This window comes from Microbacterium sp. PA5 (assembly GCF_049860775.1).
Classification (GTDB): domain Bacteria; phylum Actinomycetota; class Actinomycetes; order Actinomycetales; family Microbacteriaceae; genus Microbacterium.
The window spans coordinates 3,062,327-3,077,311 of the sequence record NZ_CP187567.1 but is presented as its reverse complement, the minus strand read 5'-3'; the positions used below and the strand labels follow the sequence as shown (position 1 = coordinate 3,077,311).

Sequence of the window (14,985 nt, the reverse complement as noted above, 5' to 3'; positions counted from 1 at the left end):
TCAGGCGTCGCCCTGCGAGGCGAGGCGCCGGTAGGTCTCGACGACCCGCGTGAGGTAGTCGGTGATGACCCTCTGCTCGTCCTCGTCGAAGTGGTCGATCTCGGCGTCGATGGCCTGGATCATCGGCATCAGCAGCGACATCGCGTGCCGGCGCGAGGACTCGGTGGGCACGACGAGGATCCGGCGCCGATCGGTCGGATGCGGTTCGCGGGTGACGTGGCCGAGGGCGACGAGACGATCGATCGCGGTTGTCATCGACGCCGTCGAGATGGAGAGCCGGTCGGAGAGCTCCGACGGCGGCAGCGGTCCCGAGGAGATCAGGTGCTCCATCATCTCGAGGTCGGTGGGGTTGACCTCGAGCTCCCGTCGCATCATCCGCTCGAAGGCCTCGCTGACCTCCAGGAAGTCCCTCAGGAGCATGGTGGCGGGCCGGAGGGGCATCCCCTCCGGCCGGACGAACTCGTCGGGATGTTCGTCGACGGGGCGCGGTCTGTTTTCCGCCACGTTCCGATTGTAGGGGTTTGTACGCTAGTTTAGCTGGTAGCTAGATAATCTAGTGAAAAGTCCTCGAGCGAAAGAGTCGACATGGCTTCCTTCCTGCGCCTCATCACCTCGGCGAAGACGTCGTGGATCATCCTGCTGCTGGCCGCCGGCGCCGTCGCCGCGCTGTTCGCCTGGGGCTCGGCGGAAGAGGCGGAGACCGCGCCCGCCGTCGGCCTCCCCGACTCCGCGGAGTCGGTGCAGGTGGACCGGCTGCTGGAGGACTTCCCCGGCGCCGACACCACCTCGGCCCTGCTGGTGTTCGCCGCCGACGACGGTGCGCTCACCGAAGCGCAGCGCGCCGCCATCGAGGCCAAGGCGTTCGGCGAGCTGACCGACCTCACCCCGGAGGGCTTCATCCCCCCGCCCCAGGTGTCCGAGGACGGCGAGGTCGCCCTGCTCGTCGTGCCGCTGGATCCGGAGCCGGACGTCGAGAAGCAGGCCGAGCGGGCCCAGGAGATCCGCGACCTCGCCGCCGACGACCTCGACGGCGTGCGCGTCTACCTGACCGGCGCCGAGGGCTTCGAGGTCGACGTCGCCGCGGTGTTCGCGGGCGCCGACTTCACGCTCCTGCTGACCACCGTCATCGTCGTCGCCGTGCTGCTGCTGATCACCTACCGCAGCCCCTGGCTCTGGCTGGTCCCGCTGACGGTCATCGGTGTCGCCGACGCCTCGGCGGGGATCGTCGCCCGTCGCGTGGCGGCGGCCGTGGGCGTGCAGCTGGATGCGTCGATCACCGGCATCCTCTCGGTCCTCGTCTTCGGGGCCGGGACCAACTACGCCCTCCTGCTGATCGCCCGCTACCGCGATGAGCTGCGCCTGCACGAGGACCGGCGCGAAGCGATGCGCCGGGCCGTGCGCGGGGCCGGTCCGGCGATCCTCGCGAGCGGATCGACCGTCGCCCTCGCGCTGGCCACGCTGCTGCTCGGCGAACTGGCGGGCAACCGTGCGCTGGGCCTCGCGTGCGCCGTCGGCGTGGTCGTCGCGATGGCGTTCGCCCTGATCGTCCTCCCCGCCGCGCTCGTGCTGTTCGGCCGCGGCCTCTTCTGGCCCTACGTCCCCCGCTTCGGCTCGCCCGACGCGATCTCCCGGAGCCCCTGGGGACGGCTGGGCCGCGCCGTGTCGCGCCGCCCTGCCGTGGTGGCGGCGACCGGGTTCGTGGTGCTCGCGGCCCTCGCGAGCGGCATGTTCTTCGTGCAGACGGGTCTGTCCCAGAACGACCGGTTCCTGCAGAAGCCGGAGGCCGTCCTCGGCCAGGAGATCCTCGCCGAGGCCTTCTCGGCCGGCACGACCTCCCCGGCGGTGGTCGTCGCGCCCCGTGACGAGGCGACCGAGACGGTCGACGCGCTCCGCGCCCTCGACGGCGTCGACACGGCGCTGGCCGGCGACGAGTCGGGCGACCTCGTGCGCATCGACGTCACCCTGTCGGCAGACGCCGAGACCGCCGAGGCGTTCGCCGCCGTCCGCGCCATGCGCGCGGAGCTCGACGGAGTGGGCACCGGGACGGCGCTCGTCGGCGGGCTCGACGCCCGCGCCCTCGACGTCTCGGACGCGCAGTCCAGGGACCAGGCGCTCATCATCCCGCTCATCCTGGTGCTCGTCCTGCTCGTGCTGATCGTGCTGCTGCGCGCGCTCGTGGCCCCGCTGCTGCTGCTGATCGCGGTCGTCGCGAGCTTCTTCTCGGCGGTCGGCGCCAGCTGGTGGCTCTTCCAGACGCCGCTGTTCGGATTCCCGGCGATCGACGTCAACGTGCTCCTCTTCAGCTTCCTGTTCCTGGTCGCGCTCGGAGTGGACTACAGCATCTTCCTCGTGACACGGGCGCAGGAGGAGTCGCACCGGCTCGGCACCACCCGCGGCATGATCCGGGCCCTCGCGGCCACCGGCGCCGTGATCACGAGCGCCGGCATCCTGCTCGCGGCGGTCTTCGCGGTGCTCGGCGTGCTGCCGCTCATCACGCTGACGCAGATCGGGATCATCGTCTGCATCGGCGTGCTGATCGACACGCTCCTCGTGCGGACGGTGATCGTGCCGGCGCTCGCCTTCCTCACCGGCGACCGCTTCTGGTGGCCGCGCCGTCCCGCCGTGAGCGACGCTCAGTCGGCGGCGGACACGGTGATCGACGCGGTGCCGTCGGGCAGCACGACGATGTCGCCGTCGATGAAGAAGGGCACGTCCTCGTCGACGTGACGGATCGATCCGTCGTAGATCGACTGGATGTCCACGACGATGTGCGCAACCGCCTGGGTGCGCCGGATCCGCCAGTCCGCGCCGTCGGGCTCGAGCGAGACGACGGGCTGCTCGGCGATCGACCAGGTCGGCTCGTCGACGATGCGGTTGCGCACCGGGAAGCCGAACGGGCAGCCCGTGGGCTGGAGCACGCGCTGGGTGGCGCACTCGTCGAGGAAGGCGTCCACCTTCTCCTGCACCACGTCCACGAAGGTGTCGGTCGCCTCGGTCTGCAGGTCGACGGGGATCTCCGCGCGCGGCTTGTCCGACAGCACCGCCACGCCGGGGCTCGCCGACAGCGCGGTGTCGACGGCGATCGAGTAAAGCCCCGGGGAGAACACGAGGAGCGACACCGGTTCCAGCGGATCGGCCTCCGTCCCCGCCGGATGCACCTGCCGCTTGTCGATGCCGAACCCGTTGACGGAGAACTGCATCGCCCCGCGCACCGTCAGGTCGATGACCGCGAGCGGCGTCGTCGCGAAGCGCCAGGCCGGGACCACGCCGTTCATGCCGGCCTGCTCGACGGCGAACGTGGACCGCGCCCGGTGCGGACCGGCGTCGTACTCGGCGGTGACCGACGCGATGCCGTCCTTCTCCGTCGTCGACACGATCTCGATCTCGCCGAGCGGCGCCAGCGCGTCGCGTCGCAGCAGGGCGTCGGCCGCGTCGGCGGGTAGGCCCGCCTCCTCGAGCTGGGCGGCGTCGACGCGCACCCCCGGCACCTCGAGCGCGTCGGCCGCGCGGCCCTGCGCGAGCATGTCGAGGTAGCGCCCGACGAAGGCCGCGGGGCTGTAGAGCTGCTGGTAGAGGACGGCGCCGGTGGCGGCCAGAGCGCCCACCAGGAGCACGCCGACGACCGCCAGCGCGGTCAGGTCGAACGCGAGAGGGCGCTGGCGCGCGCGACGGCGCCCCCCACGGACCGGCACGGGTGCCGACGGCACGCCGGTCACGGCGTCCGTCCGCTCGCTCGTCGCATCCTCCACCGTGTCAGTCTAGGAAACCCACCCTGACAACTAGCATGGATCCGGTGAGCATCCCGGCCCTGTCTCCCGAACAGGAGGAGCTCTTCCGCCTGATCGAGGACACGCGCGAGCACGTGTTCGTGACGGGCCGCGCGGGCACCGGCAAGTCCACGCTGCTGCAGCATCTCGCGTGGAACACGCACAAGCAGATCGCCGTGTGCGCTCCCACGGGCGTGGCCGCGCTCAACGTCGAGGGGCAGACGATCCACTCCCTCTTCCGCCTGCCGATCGGGCTCATCGCCGACAGCGAGCTGGAGCAGTCGGAGCCCGCGCGCAAGATCATGAACGCGATCGACACGCTCGTCATCGACGAGATCTCGATGGTCAACGCCGACCTGATGGATGCGATCGACCGCTCCCTGCGGCAGGCCCGCCGCCGTCGCGCCGAGCCGTTCGGCGGCGTGCAGATCGTCATGTTCGGCGACCCGTACCAGCTGTCGCCCGTGCCGCCGCGCGGCGACGAGCTGCGCTACATCAACGACCACTACCGATCCTTCTGGTTCTTCGACGCGCAGGTGTGGGCCGGCCCCCGCGGGGATGCCGGGGCGATCCGCTCGGACGGGCTGCTCGACCTGGGCCGGGTCGGCGCCCCGCTGCACATCAAGGAGCTCCGGGAGATCCACCGTCAGTCCGACGACGGCTTCAAGGCGATGCTCAACGCGGTGCGCCACGGCATCGTCACCGCCGACATCGCCGAGAAGCTCAACGCGGCCGGCGCGCGCCCGGTCCCGGAGCCGGTCGACGGCGAGCCGCCGATCATCACCCTCGCGACGCGCAACGACATCGTCAACCGCATCAACCAGCGTCACCTCGACGCCCTCCCGGGCCCGGTGCAGCGGGCGCGCGCCGACGTGAGCGGCGACTTCGGGCGCGGCGAGAACTACCCGGCCGACGCCGAGCTGCAGCTCAAGGTCGGGGCGCAGGTGATGTTCCTGCGCAACGACCTCGGCGCACGCGGGCCGGCCGCCGGGGGCGGCCCGCGCTGGGTCAACGGATCGATCGGCACCGTGACCCGCATCGCCGGCGGGACGGTCCGGGTGGAGATCGACGGCGAGGAGCACGACGTCGAGCCGGCCGTGTGGGAGAGGTTCCGCTACGCCTACGACCCGGGCAGCCGCAAGCTGACGCGGGACATCGTCGCCGAGTTCACGCAGTTCCCCCTGCGACTGGCGTGGGCGGTCACCATCCACAAGTCGCAGGGCAAGACGTACGACCGCGCGATCGTCGACCTCGGCTCGGGCGCGTTCGCGCCGGGGCAGACCTACGTCGCGCTGTCCCGCCTGACAAGCCTGGACGGGCTCTACCTCTCCCGTCCGCTCCGGCCGAGCGACATCCTCGTCGACCCCGACGTCCGCCGGTTCATGGCGGGGGTCCGCGCCGCGGGCGGCTGACGGATCGCCGGCCGGCTCAGGCCGACGCGGCGGCGGACTTCGCGGCGGCGAGGTCGGTGAACAGGTCGGTGTTGAACCGGTAGGCCACGAGCACCTCGTCGATCACCCTCGCCTGCTCGGCTGCATCCCACGGCGCGGCGTCGAGCTGCTCGCGGTACACCTCCTTGAAGGCCTGCGGGTCGGCGATGTCGGCGAACAGGTAGAACCCGATGCCGTTGGTCTCGAAGCCGAACCGGCGCGCCATGATCCGTCCGATGAACTGTCCGCCGGAGAGGTCGCCGAGGTAGCGCGTGTAGTGGTGGGCGACGAAGCCGCCCGCCCAGGTCGCCGCGACCTGGCGGATGCGGTCGACGTAGCGGCGGGTGGTGGGGAGCGGTTCGATGCGCTCCCGCCAGTCGTCGCCGATGAGGAAGGCGAGATCGGCCTCGAGCGCCGGCAGGCGGGTGAGCTTGTCGCTGATGAAGGTCGCCGCGACCGGGTCGGCCTTCATCCGGTCGGCGGCCGTCTCGAGGGCCTCGTAGATGAACCAGTGCTGCACGACGAGCGCGATGTAGTCGTCGCGGGTGCCCTCGCCGCGCATGAGGTCGGCCATGAAGCCGGCGTGCTCGCTGCCGGCGTGGGCGGAGGACGACCGCTCGCGCAGAGCGGTGGAGAACGGGATCAGCTCGGCCATGGCCAGAGCATAGCGGAAGTTAGGTACAGCTAACCTGAAGGTTTCGTACGGATCCGCGGGGCCGCGCTCACTCGTGCGGACGCGGTGTCACGCCCAGCCGGGCGCACGCGAGGTCGTACAGTGCGACGATCTCGCGTCGCACCTCCGGCCGCTCGGTGATGGGTCCGCCGGGCCACGGGATGCGCACGACGTCCTCGTCGCCGCGGGCCGTGACGATCCGCCAGTCGCCGCCGTCGCCGTCGAACGACGTCATCTCGGCGGCGACCACGTCCGGCACCGTCGAGAAGGCCCGGGCGATGAGCATGTTGTCGTCCGTGTGGTCGTTGTTCATGTGGCCGAGCACACCCCGCAGGGCCGCCTCGTCGAAGACGTGGGTCATGAGGACACTGTGCCAGACCCGCGCCGCGCCGCCGCCCCCGCCGCGGGGACCCGCGGGGGCATGTCGTAGGCTGGAGAGCGATACTCATCGGGGGGTGACGGATGCCGCGCAGACATCGTGGACGCAGTCTGCTCGCTGTGCTGACCGTCGCGGTGCTGGGCATGACGGCGTGCGCGCCGGGCACCTCGGTGGACCTCGATCCCATCCCCCAGGTCGACGGCGCGCTCCCGGGCGAGATGCAGGAGCAGCTCCAGAGCGCCGTGCAGACGGCGATGGCCGCCACGGGATCGACGGGCGCCATCGTCGAGGTCCGGGCCCCCTGGTCGGGGGTCTGGACGCAGGCGCTCGGCACCACCACGCCCGAGGGTCCCGCCGTCTCGGCCGACATGAGGTTCCGCATCGGCCCCGTCACCCGCACCATGACCTGCGACGTGCTCTACGGCATGGCCGCCCGCGGCATCGTGTCGGTCGACGACGCGCTCGGCGACTGGCTCACCGGCTACCCCTCCCTGGCGACGATCACGCTCGGCCAGCTCTGCGACGGGACCAGCGGTCTCGGCGTCTACGCCGGTGAGATCTCGTCCCGCTGGTACATCAACCCGCCGCGCGTCTGGGCGCCGAAGGAGCTCGTCGCCTACGGGGTGGCCAAGGGCGTCGCCGGCGAGCCCGGCGCGGCCTACCGTGACTCGGACACCGGCTACCTTCTGCTCGGCCTCGCTCTCGAGCGCGCGGCGGGGGCTTCGGCGGCGGAGCTGTTCTCGGAGTACGTGTTCGAGCCGCTGGGCATGGACTCCAGCTCGCTGCCCTCGACGACGAACGGCTCGGAGACGTGGCTGAACGGCCTGCGGTCGGGCGACACCAAGGGGAGGCCGGACTGCGCCGCGCCCGCCGACCTCACGAGCCTCTCGCCCACGACCGCCTTCACCGCCGGTGGAGCCGTGTCGACGGTGGGCGACCTGAGCGACTACATCCAGTCCGTCGCGCTCGGTGCCCGCTCCTACGACGTCGAGAGTCGGTTCGCCGACCCGCTGCCGATCTCGAGCGACGCGCCGAGCTGGTTCACCGTCACCGGCGGCGCCTTCCAGGCAGGCAGCCTGGTCGGCAGCTCCGGAGCGGTCCCGGGATACCTGACGGCGGCGTACGCCGACACCGAGACCGGCCTGTCGGTCGTCGTCGTCCTCAACAACTCGCGTGCCGGCAGCGCCGTCCCGCGACAGCTGGCCTGGCAGCTCGCCGCACTCGCTTCCAAGGCCCCGGCCGCCGAAGGGCAGAGCGCTCCCGAGGCCGGCGGGCTCCCGTGGGAGGCGGCGACCTTCGGCGACGCGATCGTCGACGACGCCATCTGCCCGCTTCCGTGAACCCGCGCTCGACCTCGGCGGTCGCGCTCGTCGTCGCCGGGCTCGCCTGCCAGGAGGTCGGCGCCGCGCTGGCCTTCCAGCTCTTCCCGCAGGCCGGACCGCTCGGCATGGTCATGCTGCGGCTCGTGTTCTCGGCGGCGGTCCTGCTGGCCATCGCGCGGCCCCGCTGGCGCGGTCACAGCCGTGCGTCGTGGATCGCGGTGCTGCGCTTCGGCGCGGTCCTGGCGGTCATGAACGGCTTCTTCTACCTCGCCCTGCAGCGGCTTCCGCTCGGCATCGCGGTCACGATCGAGGTGCTCGGCCCGTTGGTGCTCTCGATCATCGCCAGCCGCCGGGCCTCGGCGTGGCTGTGGGCGGGGCTGGCGCTGGTCGGCGTCGTGGCCCTCGGCGGCGGAGGGTGGGACCGGCTCGACCCCTGGGGGGTGCTGTTCGCCCTCGGGGCGGCGGTCAGCTGGGCGCTGTACATCCTCGCGTCGGCCCGGGTGGGGGCCGCGTTCCCGCGGCTCGACGGGCTCGCCCTCGCGATGACCTTCGGGGCGGTGCTGGCGCTCCCGTTCGGGATCGCCGATGCGGGCACCGCGCTCCTGCGGTGGGATCTCCTGGCGCTGGGGGCGGCCGTCGCCGTGCTGAGCTCGACGATCCCGTACGCGCTCGAGCTCGTGGCGCTGCGGCGCCTGCCGGCATCGGCCTTCGCCATCCTCATGAGCCTGGCGCCGGCGACCGCGGCGCTGGCTGGACTGGTGCTGCTCGGCCAGCGCCTGACGGTGCTCGAGGTGCTCGGCATCGGCCTCGTGATCGCCGCGTCGATCGGGGCCGTCCGCGCCGCGGGGCGCAGAGCGCGGGAGGCGGCGGAGCCCGTCGGCTGATTCACTTATTCTTCGTGCTTGACAAAGGTGAAGAATAAGCAGGAGACTGTGGCTGGGCGAGAGTCCGAGCCCGCACAGCATGCGCGCCGCATCGACGCACGCGCACGAGAACCCTTCCGGGAAGGAAACCTCAATGAAGAGCATCCGCATGGCGGCACCCGCGCTGATCGCGGTGGGCGCACTGGCGCTCGCCGGCTGCACCACGTCGGAACCGGCGGGCGAGACAGCCGATCCGGGCAGCCTGACCGTCTGGATCATGGGCGACAGCTCCGAGAACTTCGACGCCCTCGTGGCGCCGTTCGAGGAGGAGTCGGGGGTCGACGTCGAGACGGTCGCCGTGCCGTGGGACGCGATCGACCAGAAGTTCACCACCGCCGTCGCCTCGGGCGAGGGCCCCGACGTGCTGCAGATCGGCGTCTCGAAGCTGCGCACCTTCGCCGACAGCGGCGCCCTGCTCGAGCTCGGCGCCGACACCGTGGCCGACTACCCGAACCTCGCGGCCGGCAACTTCCTCGACGGCGTCGCCGGCGAGGCGACCGCGATCGGCGGAAAGGTCGTCTCGCTGCCGTGGGTGTCCGACACGCGCGTGCTGTTCACGCGGACCGACATCCTCGCCGAGGCGGGCATCGACGCACCGCCGGCGACGTGGGAGGAGCTGCGCGCCGACGCCAAGACCCTCGCGGCCCGCGGGGATGGCCAGTACGGCTACTACATCCCGCAGTGGGACAGCGCGCTCCCGGTGGTCATGACCTGGGACCAGGGCGGCGAGATCGTCGACGGCGACGGGATGGTCGATTTCGACACCCCGGAGTTCCAGCAGGCCGTCGACCTGTACACGGGCCTCTACGCCGACGGCAGCGTGCCCACCAACAGCGACTTCGACCAGACGCAGGGCTTCGTCTCGGGCGCTGCGCCGATGCTCGTCAGCGGACCGTACCTGGCCGGCGCCATCGCCGATGCCGCACCCGAGCTCGAGGGGAAGTGGACGGTGACGACGCTGCCGACCGCGGCGGCCGGCACCTCCCTGCTCGCCGGCTCCAACCTCGGCGTCTGGGGCTCCACGAAGAACGAGGAGGGGGCGCTCGAGCTCCTCGACTTCCTGTCGGCTCCCGAGACCCAGGTCTCGTGGTTCGAGTCCGACGGCCAGCTCCCCACGGTGAAGGCGGCGCTGTCCGATCCCGCTCTCGCCGCAGATCCGCTCGTCGAGGTCTACTCGCAGCAGCTGGCCGATGCCCGGCTCCTTCCGCTCGTCCCGAACTGGGACGGCGAGACCGGCAAGGCGCTGCTGGACGCGCTGAACAGCATCGTGCTCACCGGCGCCGACCGCGACCAGACGCTGGACGCCCTCTTCCAGGCGACGAGCGGCACCTCGGTCAACTGACCCGACGGCGGGGCGCGGCCACCACCGCGCCCCGCCTGCCCGCCCGTCGTCGCGACCGAGCCCACGGAGGGCCATGAAGACCCGACTCACCGGCTACGCCTTCATCACGCCGGCGATGCTGCTGCTGATCACCTTCGGGGTGCTGCCCATCGCGGTCGCGATGGTGGTGAGCCTCACCGACATGAATCTCGCCGGCCTCGGCGACTGGTCCCGGATCCGCTTCATCGGAGCCGACAACTACGCCGCGCTGTTCGCCGACCGCGCGTTCTGGCAGGCGATGGGCAACACCGCGCTGTTCGCCGTGGTCGGCGTCCCGGCCGTCGTGGGGCTGTCGCTGCTCATCGCGCTCGGCCTGAACGCCTCGCAGGGGCGCTTCTTCCGCGCGCTGCGCTCGTTCTACTTCGTTCCCGCGATCACCGCGATCGTCGCCGTCGCACTCGTGTGGGGCTACCTCTTCAACACCCAGTTCGGCCTCTTCAACCACCTGCTCTCCCTCGTCGGGCTGCCCCCGGTGCCGTGGCTGTCCGACCCGGTGGTGGTGAAGTTCTCGGTGGTCTGGGTGGCGGTGTGGCGGGGCATCGGCCTCAACGTCATCATCCTTCTCGCCGCCCTCCAGGGCGTGCCGAAGGAGTACCTGGAGGCGGCATCGATCGACGGCGCCTCCCGGGTGCGGCAGATCGTCTCGATCGTGCTCCCGCTCCTGCGGTTCGCCCTGTTCTTCGTCACCATCACGACGATCATCGCGTGGCTCCAGTTCTTCGACGAGCCGTTCGTCCTCACCAAGGGCGGACCGCTCGGCGCGTCCACGTCGATCTCCCTCTTCCTGTACCAGAAGGGGTTCTCGGCGAGTCAGTTCGGCTACGCGAGCGCCGGATCCGTCGTCCTCTTCGTCATCATCGCGGTCGTCACCGTGGTGCAGCTGCGCGCGCGGAGGTCCGATGTCGACTACTGATCCCGTCCGTCGCCGGCGCGCGCGTTCGCGGGTGCGTCCCGGCACCGTCGTGCTCGGCGCGCTCCTCGCCGTGGGGGCCCTGCTCACCGCCTTCCCCTTCCTGTGGATGATCTTCGGCTCGGTCAAGCCGCGCAGCGAGTCGGTGGCCTATCCGCCGCAGCTGCTCCCGCAGGAGCCGACCTTCGAGTTCTTCGTCGAGCTCTTCACGAAGCTCGATTTCGGCCGCTACCTCGTCAACACGCTGCTCATCGTGGCGATCTGCATGGTCGGGCTGCTGCTCATGGCGGCCGCCGGATACGGCTTCGCCAAGTTCTCCTTCCCCGGGCGCGACGTGCTGTTCTTCCTGGTGCTCGTCACGATGATGATCCCCGGGCAGGTCACGATGATCCCGAGCTACCTGATCCTCAACGGGCTGGACCTCACCAACACCCTGATCGGGATCGCGCTGCCGATGCTCGTCTCGGGGTTCAGCGTGTTCCTGTTCCGCCAGTTCATGACGACGATCCCCGACGAGGTCATCGAGGCCGCGCGGATGGACGGGGCGGGGGAGTGGCGGATCTTCCTGCGCATCGTGCTGCCCATGTCGGGGCCGATCCTCGCCGTCCAGGTGGTGCTGACCTTCATCGCCGGGTGGAACAGCTTCCTCTGGCCCCTCATCATCGCGAATGACCAGCGGCTCTACACCCTCTCGGTCGGCCTGTCGCTGCTGAACCAGCAGATCGCCACCAACCCCGCGCTGCAGATGGCGGCCTCCACCCTCATGGTCGTGCCGATCCTCGTCGTCTTCGTCGTCTTCCAGCGCTACATCGTGCAGGGCTTCGCCCTCTCCGGACTCAAGTGAGGAACGCCCCCCGATGACCACGACCCGCACCGGCTTCGTCCATGCCGAGGGCACGCAGCTCGTCGACGACCAGGGCCCGATCCTGCTGCGCGGAGTCGGACTCGGCAACTGGCTCCTCCCCGAGGGATACATGTGGCGGTTCGGCGACGCGCTGGCCTCGCCGCGCCAGATCGAGGCGCGCATCGAGGCGCTGGTCGGCGCGGACCGCGCGGGCCAGTTCTGGCGCCGGTTCCAGGACGGCTTCGTCACCGAGCACGACATCGCGCTGATCGCCGCGCAGGGCTTCGACCATGTGCGCCTGCCGCTGAACGCACGGGTGCTCCAGGCCGATGACAGGACGTTCCTGGAGCGCGGGTTCGAGCTCGTCGACCGTGCGGTGCGCTGGTCGCGCGCGCACGGCCTGCGCGTGCTGCTGGACCTGCACGGCGCGCCGGGCGGCCAGACGGGGACCAACATCGACGACTCGCCCCGGGGCATGCCCGAGCTGTTCATGGAACGCGGGTACCGCGACCGCACGATCGCGCTGTGGGAGGAGCTGGCGCGCCGCTACCGCGACGAGCCCGCCGTGCTGGGCTACGACCTGCTGAACGAGCCGCTGCCCAACGCGTGGCAGCACCGTTACGAGGGCGAGCTGGTCGCGCTGTACCGCGACCTCACCGACGCGATCCGCGCGATCGACGACCGCCACCTGCTGATGTACGAGGGCAGCCACTGGGCGACCAACTGGCAGCCGCTGGCGGACCGTTTCGACGCCAACCAGGCGCTGCAGTTCCATCGCTACTGGTGCGCGCCCGACCGCACGAGCATCGCCCCCTACCTCGCCGCGCGCGAGGCGCTGCGCACCCCGATCTACATGGGGGAGGGCGGCGAGAACACGCCCGCCTGGATCTACGCCGCCACCCGGCTGTACGAGCGGCACGACATCGGCTGGAACTTCTGGCCGTGGAAGAAGCTCGACACGCGCACCTCTCCGCTGTCGATCCGCACCCCGGCCGGATGGGAGCTCATCGCCGACCCGGCTGCCGGCCTCGACGGCGACCGGGCGTGGACGATCCTCGACGACTACCTGGCGGCGATGGCCGCGGACCGCTGCGACGTGCGGGAGCCGGTGCTCGACGCCCTCTTCGCCCGGGCCCCCCTCACCCTCCCCGGGTGGGCCGGTGCCCGGGGCGACGAGGCGGCCATCGCCGACACCACGACGGCGCCGGTCCCGGACGCCGTGTGGGATCGCCCGTCGGGAGCGCCCTACGCCGACCTCGAGGTGCCGGGCAGCCGCCTCGCGGCCGGCGACACCCTGCGGTATGCCCTCGCCGAGGGGCCTGTCACCTGGACGGTCGACGCCGACGAGCCCGGTGCGATCGAGGTGCGGCGCGCGGACGGGGCGCTCCTGCTGACGGCGCTCGCCCCGGTCGTCGTGCGCGCTGTGACCGTGGGACCATGACCGGATACCTTCGGAGGATGAGCTCACCCGGCGGCCGCCACCTCGTCGCGGCGGAGTCGCTGACCGTCACCGACCTGCGCCAGCGCAACCGCTCGGCGGCGCTCCAGTTCATCATCCGCGAGCGCGAGACCACCCGTGCCGACGTCGCCCGGCACTGCGGGCTGTCCACGGCCGCGGCCGCCAACATCGTCACCGAGCTGCTGGCGGCGGGCCTCGTGGCCGAGTACGGCAGCCGTGCCTCCCGCGGAGGCCGCCCCATCGCCATCATCGGACCGCGCCTCGACGGCGCCTTCGCCGTCGGCGCCGACGTCGGCGAGCGCGGCGTCGCGGTCGAGCTGTTCGATCTCGGCCTCAACCCCGTCGACCGCGAGTTCCGCGGCGGCGCCCGCCAGGAGTCGCCCGACGACATCCACCGCGACCTGCGCGAGGCGCTGGAGGCCCTGCGGGTGCGCAATCTCGAGCGCTGGCCGAAGGTGCTGGGGATCGGCCTGGGTCTTCCCGGCGTCGTGGAGACGTCGCCGGACGGCACCCAGACCCTGTACGCCCAATCGCTCGGCTGGGAGGCGCACACCATCCCCACCGATCTCGCCGGCGACCTCCCGGTGTTCGCCGAGAACGGCGCGAAGACCCAGGCGCGGGCAGAGCTGTGGTTCGGCGCCGCGCGTGGGTCTGCACACGCGCTCGTCGCCCTGCTCGGCCGAGGGGTCGGACTCGGCGTGATCAGCGACGGGCAGCTCGCGCACGGCGCGTTCAGCAGCGCCACCGAGTGGGGGCACACCAAGATCCGCTTCGACGGGGAGGTGTGCCGCTGCGGCGACCGCGGCTGCGTCGAGGCCTACGTCGGGGCGGATGCGGTGCTCGGCGCCTGGCGCGCAGCCGGCGGGCAGTTCGAGGGCAGCGGCTGGACCGCGCTCGGCGCGCTCCTCGACGCGGCCGTCTCGGGCGACGAGGCGGCTGCCCGGGTGGTGGCGGGAGCCGTCGACGCGCTCGGCGCGGCGCTCGGCAGCATGGTCAATCTCCTCAACCCGCAGCGCATCGTGATCGGCGGCTGGGTGGGTCTGCGGCTCATGGAGCGCCACGCCGACGACGTGCTCGCCGCGACCCGTGCCCGCAGCCTCCGCCGGCTGTCCGAGCAGTTCGACATCGTCCCGGCCACCTTCGGCGGCGACACCGTCGCGCTCGGATCCGCCCTCATGCCGATCGAGCAGCTCATCGCCCAGGGCCGCTCAGTGGACCAGGGGCGCTCAGTAGACCAGGGGCGCTCAGTGGATCAGGTGGCCGGGGGAACGACCCGCCGGTAGCGGATGTGCGTGGCCAGCACGGAGGGCAGCACCTCGACCGGCTCGAAGTCGAACGTCTCGCCGTCGAAGATGCGCTCGCCCGATCCGAGGAGCACGGGCGCGATGTCGAGGGTGAGCTCGTCGATCACCCCGGCCGCGAGAGCCTGCCGCACGGTCGATGCGCCGCCGGCGATGTCGACGCCGCGGTCGCCCGCCGCGTCGAGCGCTCGTGCGTAGGCGGCGTCGAATCCGTCGGTCACGAAGTGGAAGGTGGTGCCGCCCGCCATCTCGATCGACGCGCGCTCGTGGTGGGTGAGCACGAACACGGGCGCGTGATACGGCGGCTCATCGCCCCACCATCCGCGCCACCGGTCGTCCCACGCGCCGCGGATCGGGCCGAACATGTTGCGGCCCATCACGTACGCGCCGCGCGGTCGCCCGAGCCACGCGGACGCCTCGGCATCCGCCTCCGTCGCCCGTGGATCGCCCAGGTGCCACCGGTGCAGCTCCAGCCCCCGTCGGCCGAGCGGGTCCTCCGGCGACTGCGACGGCCCGGCGACGAAGCCGTCGAGCGAGATGGACATGTGGCAGGTGGTGTCCGCCATCGCCGCCCCTTCCGTGGGATTCCCACGCAC

At 71.6% G+C, this 14,985-nt stretch carries 14 protein-coding genes; 9 read left to right on the top strand and 5 right to left on the bottom strand.

Features of this window, described 5'->3' with window-relative positions; translation table 11 throughout:
- Positions 1-504, bottom strand: coding sequence for a MarR family winged helix-turn-helix transcriptional regulator (locus ACPWUT_RS14470; RefSeq protein ID WP_284528832.1), 504 nt, complete (start codon positions 502-504; stop codon positions 1-3).
- Between the two features lie 81 nt (positions 505-585).
- Between ACPWUT_RS14470 and ACPWUT_RS14465 the strand changes: the two genes are divergently transcribed.
- Positions 586-2,727: an MMPL family transporter gene (locus ACPWUT_RS14465; protein ID WP_284528833.1), complete on the top strand. Its 2,142-nt coding sequence runs from the start codon at positions 586-588 to the stop codon at positions 2,725-2,727.
- Here the strand turns inward: ACPWUT_RS14465 and ACPWUT_RS14460 are convergent.
- Positions 2,634-3,749 carry a hypothetical protein gene (locus ACPWUT_RS14460; RefSeq protein ID WP_425838952.1) on the bottom strand — a complete coding sequence of 372 codons (1,116 nt, stop codon included), beginning with the start codon at positions 3,747-3,749 and terminating at the stop codon, positions 2,634-2,636. The genes ACPWUT_RS14465 and ACPWUT_RS14460 overlap by 94 nt on opposite strands.
- Positions 3,750-3,784: 35 nt before the next feature.
- Here ACPWUT_RS14460 and ACPWUT_RS14455 point away from each other — a divergent pair, with 35 nt between their 5' ends.
- Positions 3,785-5,179, top strand: coding sequence for an ATP-dependent DNA helicase (locus tag ACPWUT_RS14455; RefSeq protein ID WP_425838949.1), 1,395 nt, complete (start codon positions 3,785-3,787; stop codon positions 5,177-5,179).
- A gap of 16 nt (positions 5,180-5,195) precedes the next feature.
- Here the strand turns inward: ACPWUT_RS14455 and ACPWUT_RS14450 are convergent, their stop codons facing one another.
- Together ACPWUT_RS14450 and ACPWUT_RS14445 are read right to left on the bottom strand one after the other, a co-directional pair.
- Complete coding sequence (locus ACPWUT_RS14450) at positions 5,196-5,852, bottom strand: heme oxygenase (biliverdin-producing) (protein WP_425838946.1); 657 nt, start codon at positions 5,850-5,852, stop codon at positions 5,196-5,198.
- A gap of 67 nt (positions 5,853-5,919) precedes the next feature.
- Positions 5,920-6,231: a DUF2470 domain-containing protein gene (locus ACPWUT_RS14445; protein ID WP_425838943.1), complete on the bottom strand. Its 312-nt coding sequence runs from the start codon at positions 6,229-6,231 to the stop codon at positions 5,920-5,922.
- Between the two features lie 137 nt (positions 6,232-6,368).
- On the opposite strand from ACPWUT_RS14445, the gene ACPWUT_RS14440 reads away from it, so the two are divergent.
- From ACPWUT_RS14440 to ACPWUT_RS14410, 7 genes are all read left to right on the top strand, one after another.
- Positions 6,369-7,589 (top strand): serine hydrolase domain-containing protein, encoded by a 1,221-nt coding sequence (locus ACPWUT_RS14440; protein WP_425838940.1) that lies wholly within the window; start codon positions 6,369-6,371, stop codon positions 7,587-7,589.
- Positions 7,586-8,455 carry an EamA family transporter gene (locus tag ACPWUT_RS14435; protein WP_425838937.1) on the top strand — a complete coding sequence of 290 codons (870 nt, stop codon included), beginning with the start codon at positions 7,586-7,588 and terminating at the stop codon, positions 8,453-8,455. Before ACPWUT_RS14440 ends, ACPWUT_RS14435 begins: the two co-directional genes overlap by 4 nt.
- A 133-nt stretch (positions 8,456-8,588) precedes the next feature.
- Positions 8,589-9,836 carry an extracellular solute-binding protein gene (locus ACPWUT_RS14430; RefSeq protein ID WP_425838934.1) on the top strand — a complete coding sequence of 416 codons (1,248 nt, stop codon included), beginning with the start codon at positions 8,589-8,591 and terminating at the stop codon, positions 9,834-9,836.
- A 73-nt stretch (positions 9,837-9,909) separates the two neighbouring features.
- Entirely contained in the window at positions 9,910-10,788 is an 879-nt protein-coding gene (locus tag ACPWUT_RS14425) for a carbohydrate ABC transporter permease (RefSeq protein WP_284528864.1), read from the top strand.
- Positions 10,775-11,629 (top strand): carbohydrate ABC transporter permease, encoded by an 855-nt coding sequence (locus ACPWUT_RS14420; protein ID WP_425838929.1) that lies wholly within the window; start codon positions 10,775-10,777, stop codon positions 11,627-11,629. Before ACPWUT_RS14425 ends, ACPWUT_RS14420 begins: the two co-directional genes overlap by 14 nt.
- Positions 11,630-11,642: 13 nt before the next feature.
- Positions 11,643-13,070 (top strand): glycoside hydrolase family 5 protein, encoded by a 1,428-nt coding sequence (locus ACPWUT_RS14415; protein ID WP_425838926.1) that lies wholly within the window; start codon positions 11,643-11,645, stop codon positions 13,068-13,070.
- A 17-nt stretch (positions 13,071-13,087) separates the two neighbouring features.
- Positions 13,088-14,371 (top strand): ROK family protein, encoded by a 1,284-nt coding sequence (locus ACPWUT_RS14410; RefSeq protein WP_425838923.1) that lies wholly within the window; start codon positions 13,088-13,090, stop codon positions 14,369-14,371.
- On the opposite strand, the gene ACPWUT_RS14405 is transcribed toward ACPWUT_RS14410, so the two are convergent.
- On the bottom strand, positions 14,341-14,955 hold the full coding sequence (locus ACPWUT_RS14405; protein ID WP_425838920.1) for a dihydrofolate reductase family protein: 615 nt from the start codon (positions 14,953-14,955) through the stop codon (positions 14,341-14,343). The genes ACPWUT_RS14410 and ACPWUT_RS14405 overlap by 31 nt on opposite strands.
- Positions 14,956-14,985 lie beyond the last annotated feature (30 nt).

Excerpts from the sequence above, each read along its gene's own strand:
- ACPWUT_RS14465 (WP_284528833.1), top strand. The coding sequence starts at position 586 with ATGGCTTCCTTCCTGCGCCTCATCACCTCGGCGAAGACGTCGTGGATC.
- ACPWUT_RS14455 (WP_425838949.1), top strand. The coding sequence starts at position 3,785 with ATGGATCCGGTGAGCATCCCGGCCCTGTCTCCCGAACAGGAGGAGCTC.
- ACPWUT_RS14450 (WP_425838946.1), bottom strand. The coding sequence starts at position 5,852 with ATGGCCGAGCTGATCCCGTTCTCCACCGCTCTGCGCGAGCGGTCGTCC.
- ACPWUT_RS14445 (WP_425838943.1), bottom strand. The coding sequence starts at position 6,231 with ATGACCCACGTCTTCGACGAGGCGGCCCTGCGGGGTGTGCTCGGCCAC.
- ACPWUT_RS14430 (WP_425838934.1), top strand. The coding sequence starts at position 8,589 with ATGAAGAGCATCCGCATGGCGGCACCCGCGCTGATCGCGGTGGGCGCA.
- ACPWUT_RS14425 (WP_284528864.1), top strand. The coding sequence starts at position 9,910 with ATGAAGACCCGACTCACCGGCTACGCCTTCATCACGCCGGCGATGCTG.
- ACPWUT_RS14420 (WP_425838929.1), top strand. The coding sequence starts at position 10,775 with ATGTCGACTACTGATCCCGTCCGTCGCCGGCGCGCGCGTTCGCGGGTG.
- ACPWUT_RS14415 (WP_425838926.1), top strand. The coding sequence starts at position 11,643 with ATGACCACGACCCGCACCGGCTTCGTCCATGCCGAGGGCACGCAGCTC.
- ACPWUT_RS14410 (WP_425838923.1), top strand. The coding sequence starts at position 13,088 with ATGAGCTCACCCGGCGGCCGCCACCTCGTCGCGGCGGAGTCGCTGACC.
- ACPWUT_RS14405 (WP_425838920.1), bottom strand. The coding sequence starts at position 14,955 with ATGGCGGACACCACCTGCCACATGTCCATCTCGCTCGACGGCTTCGTC.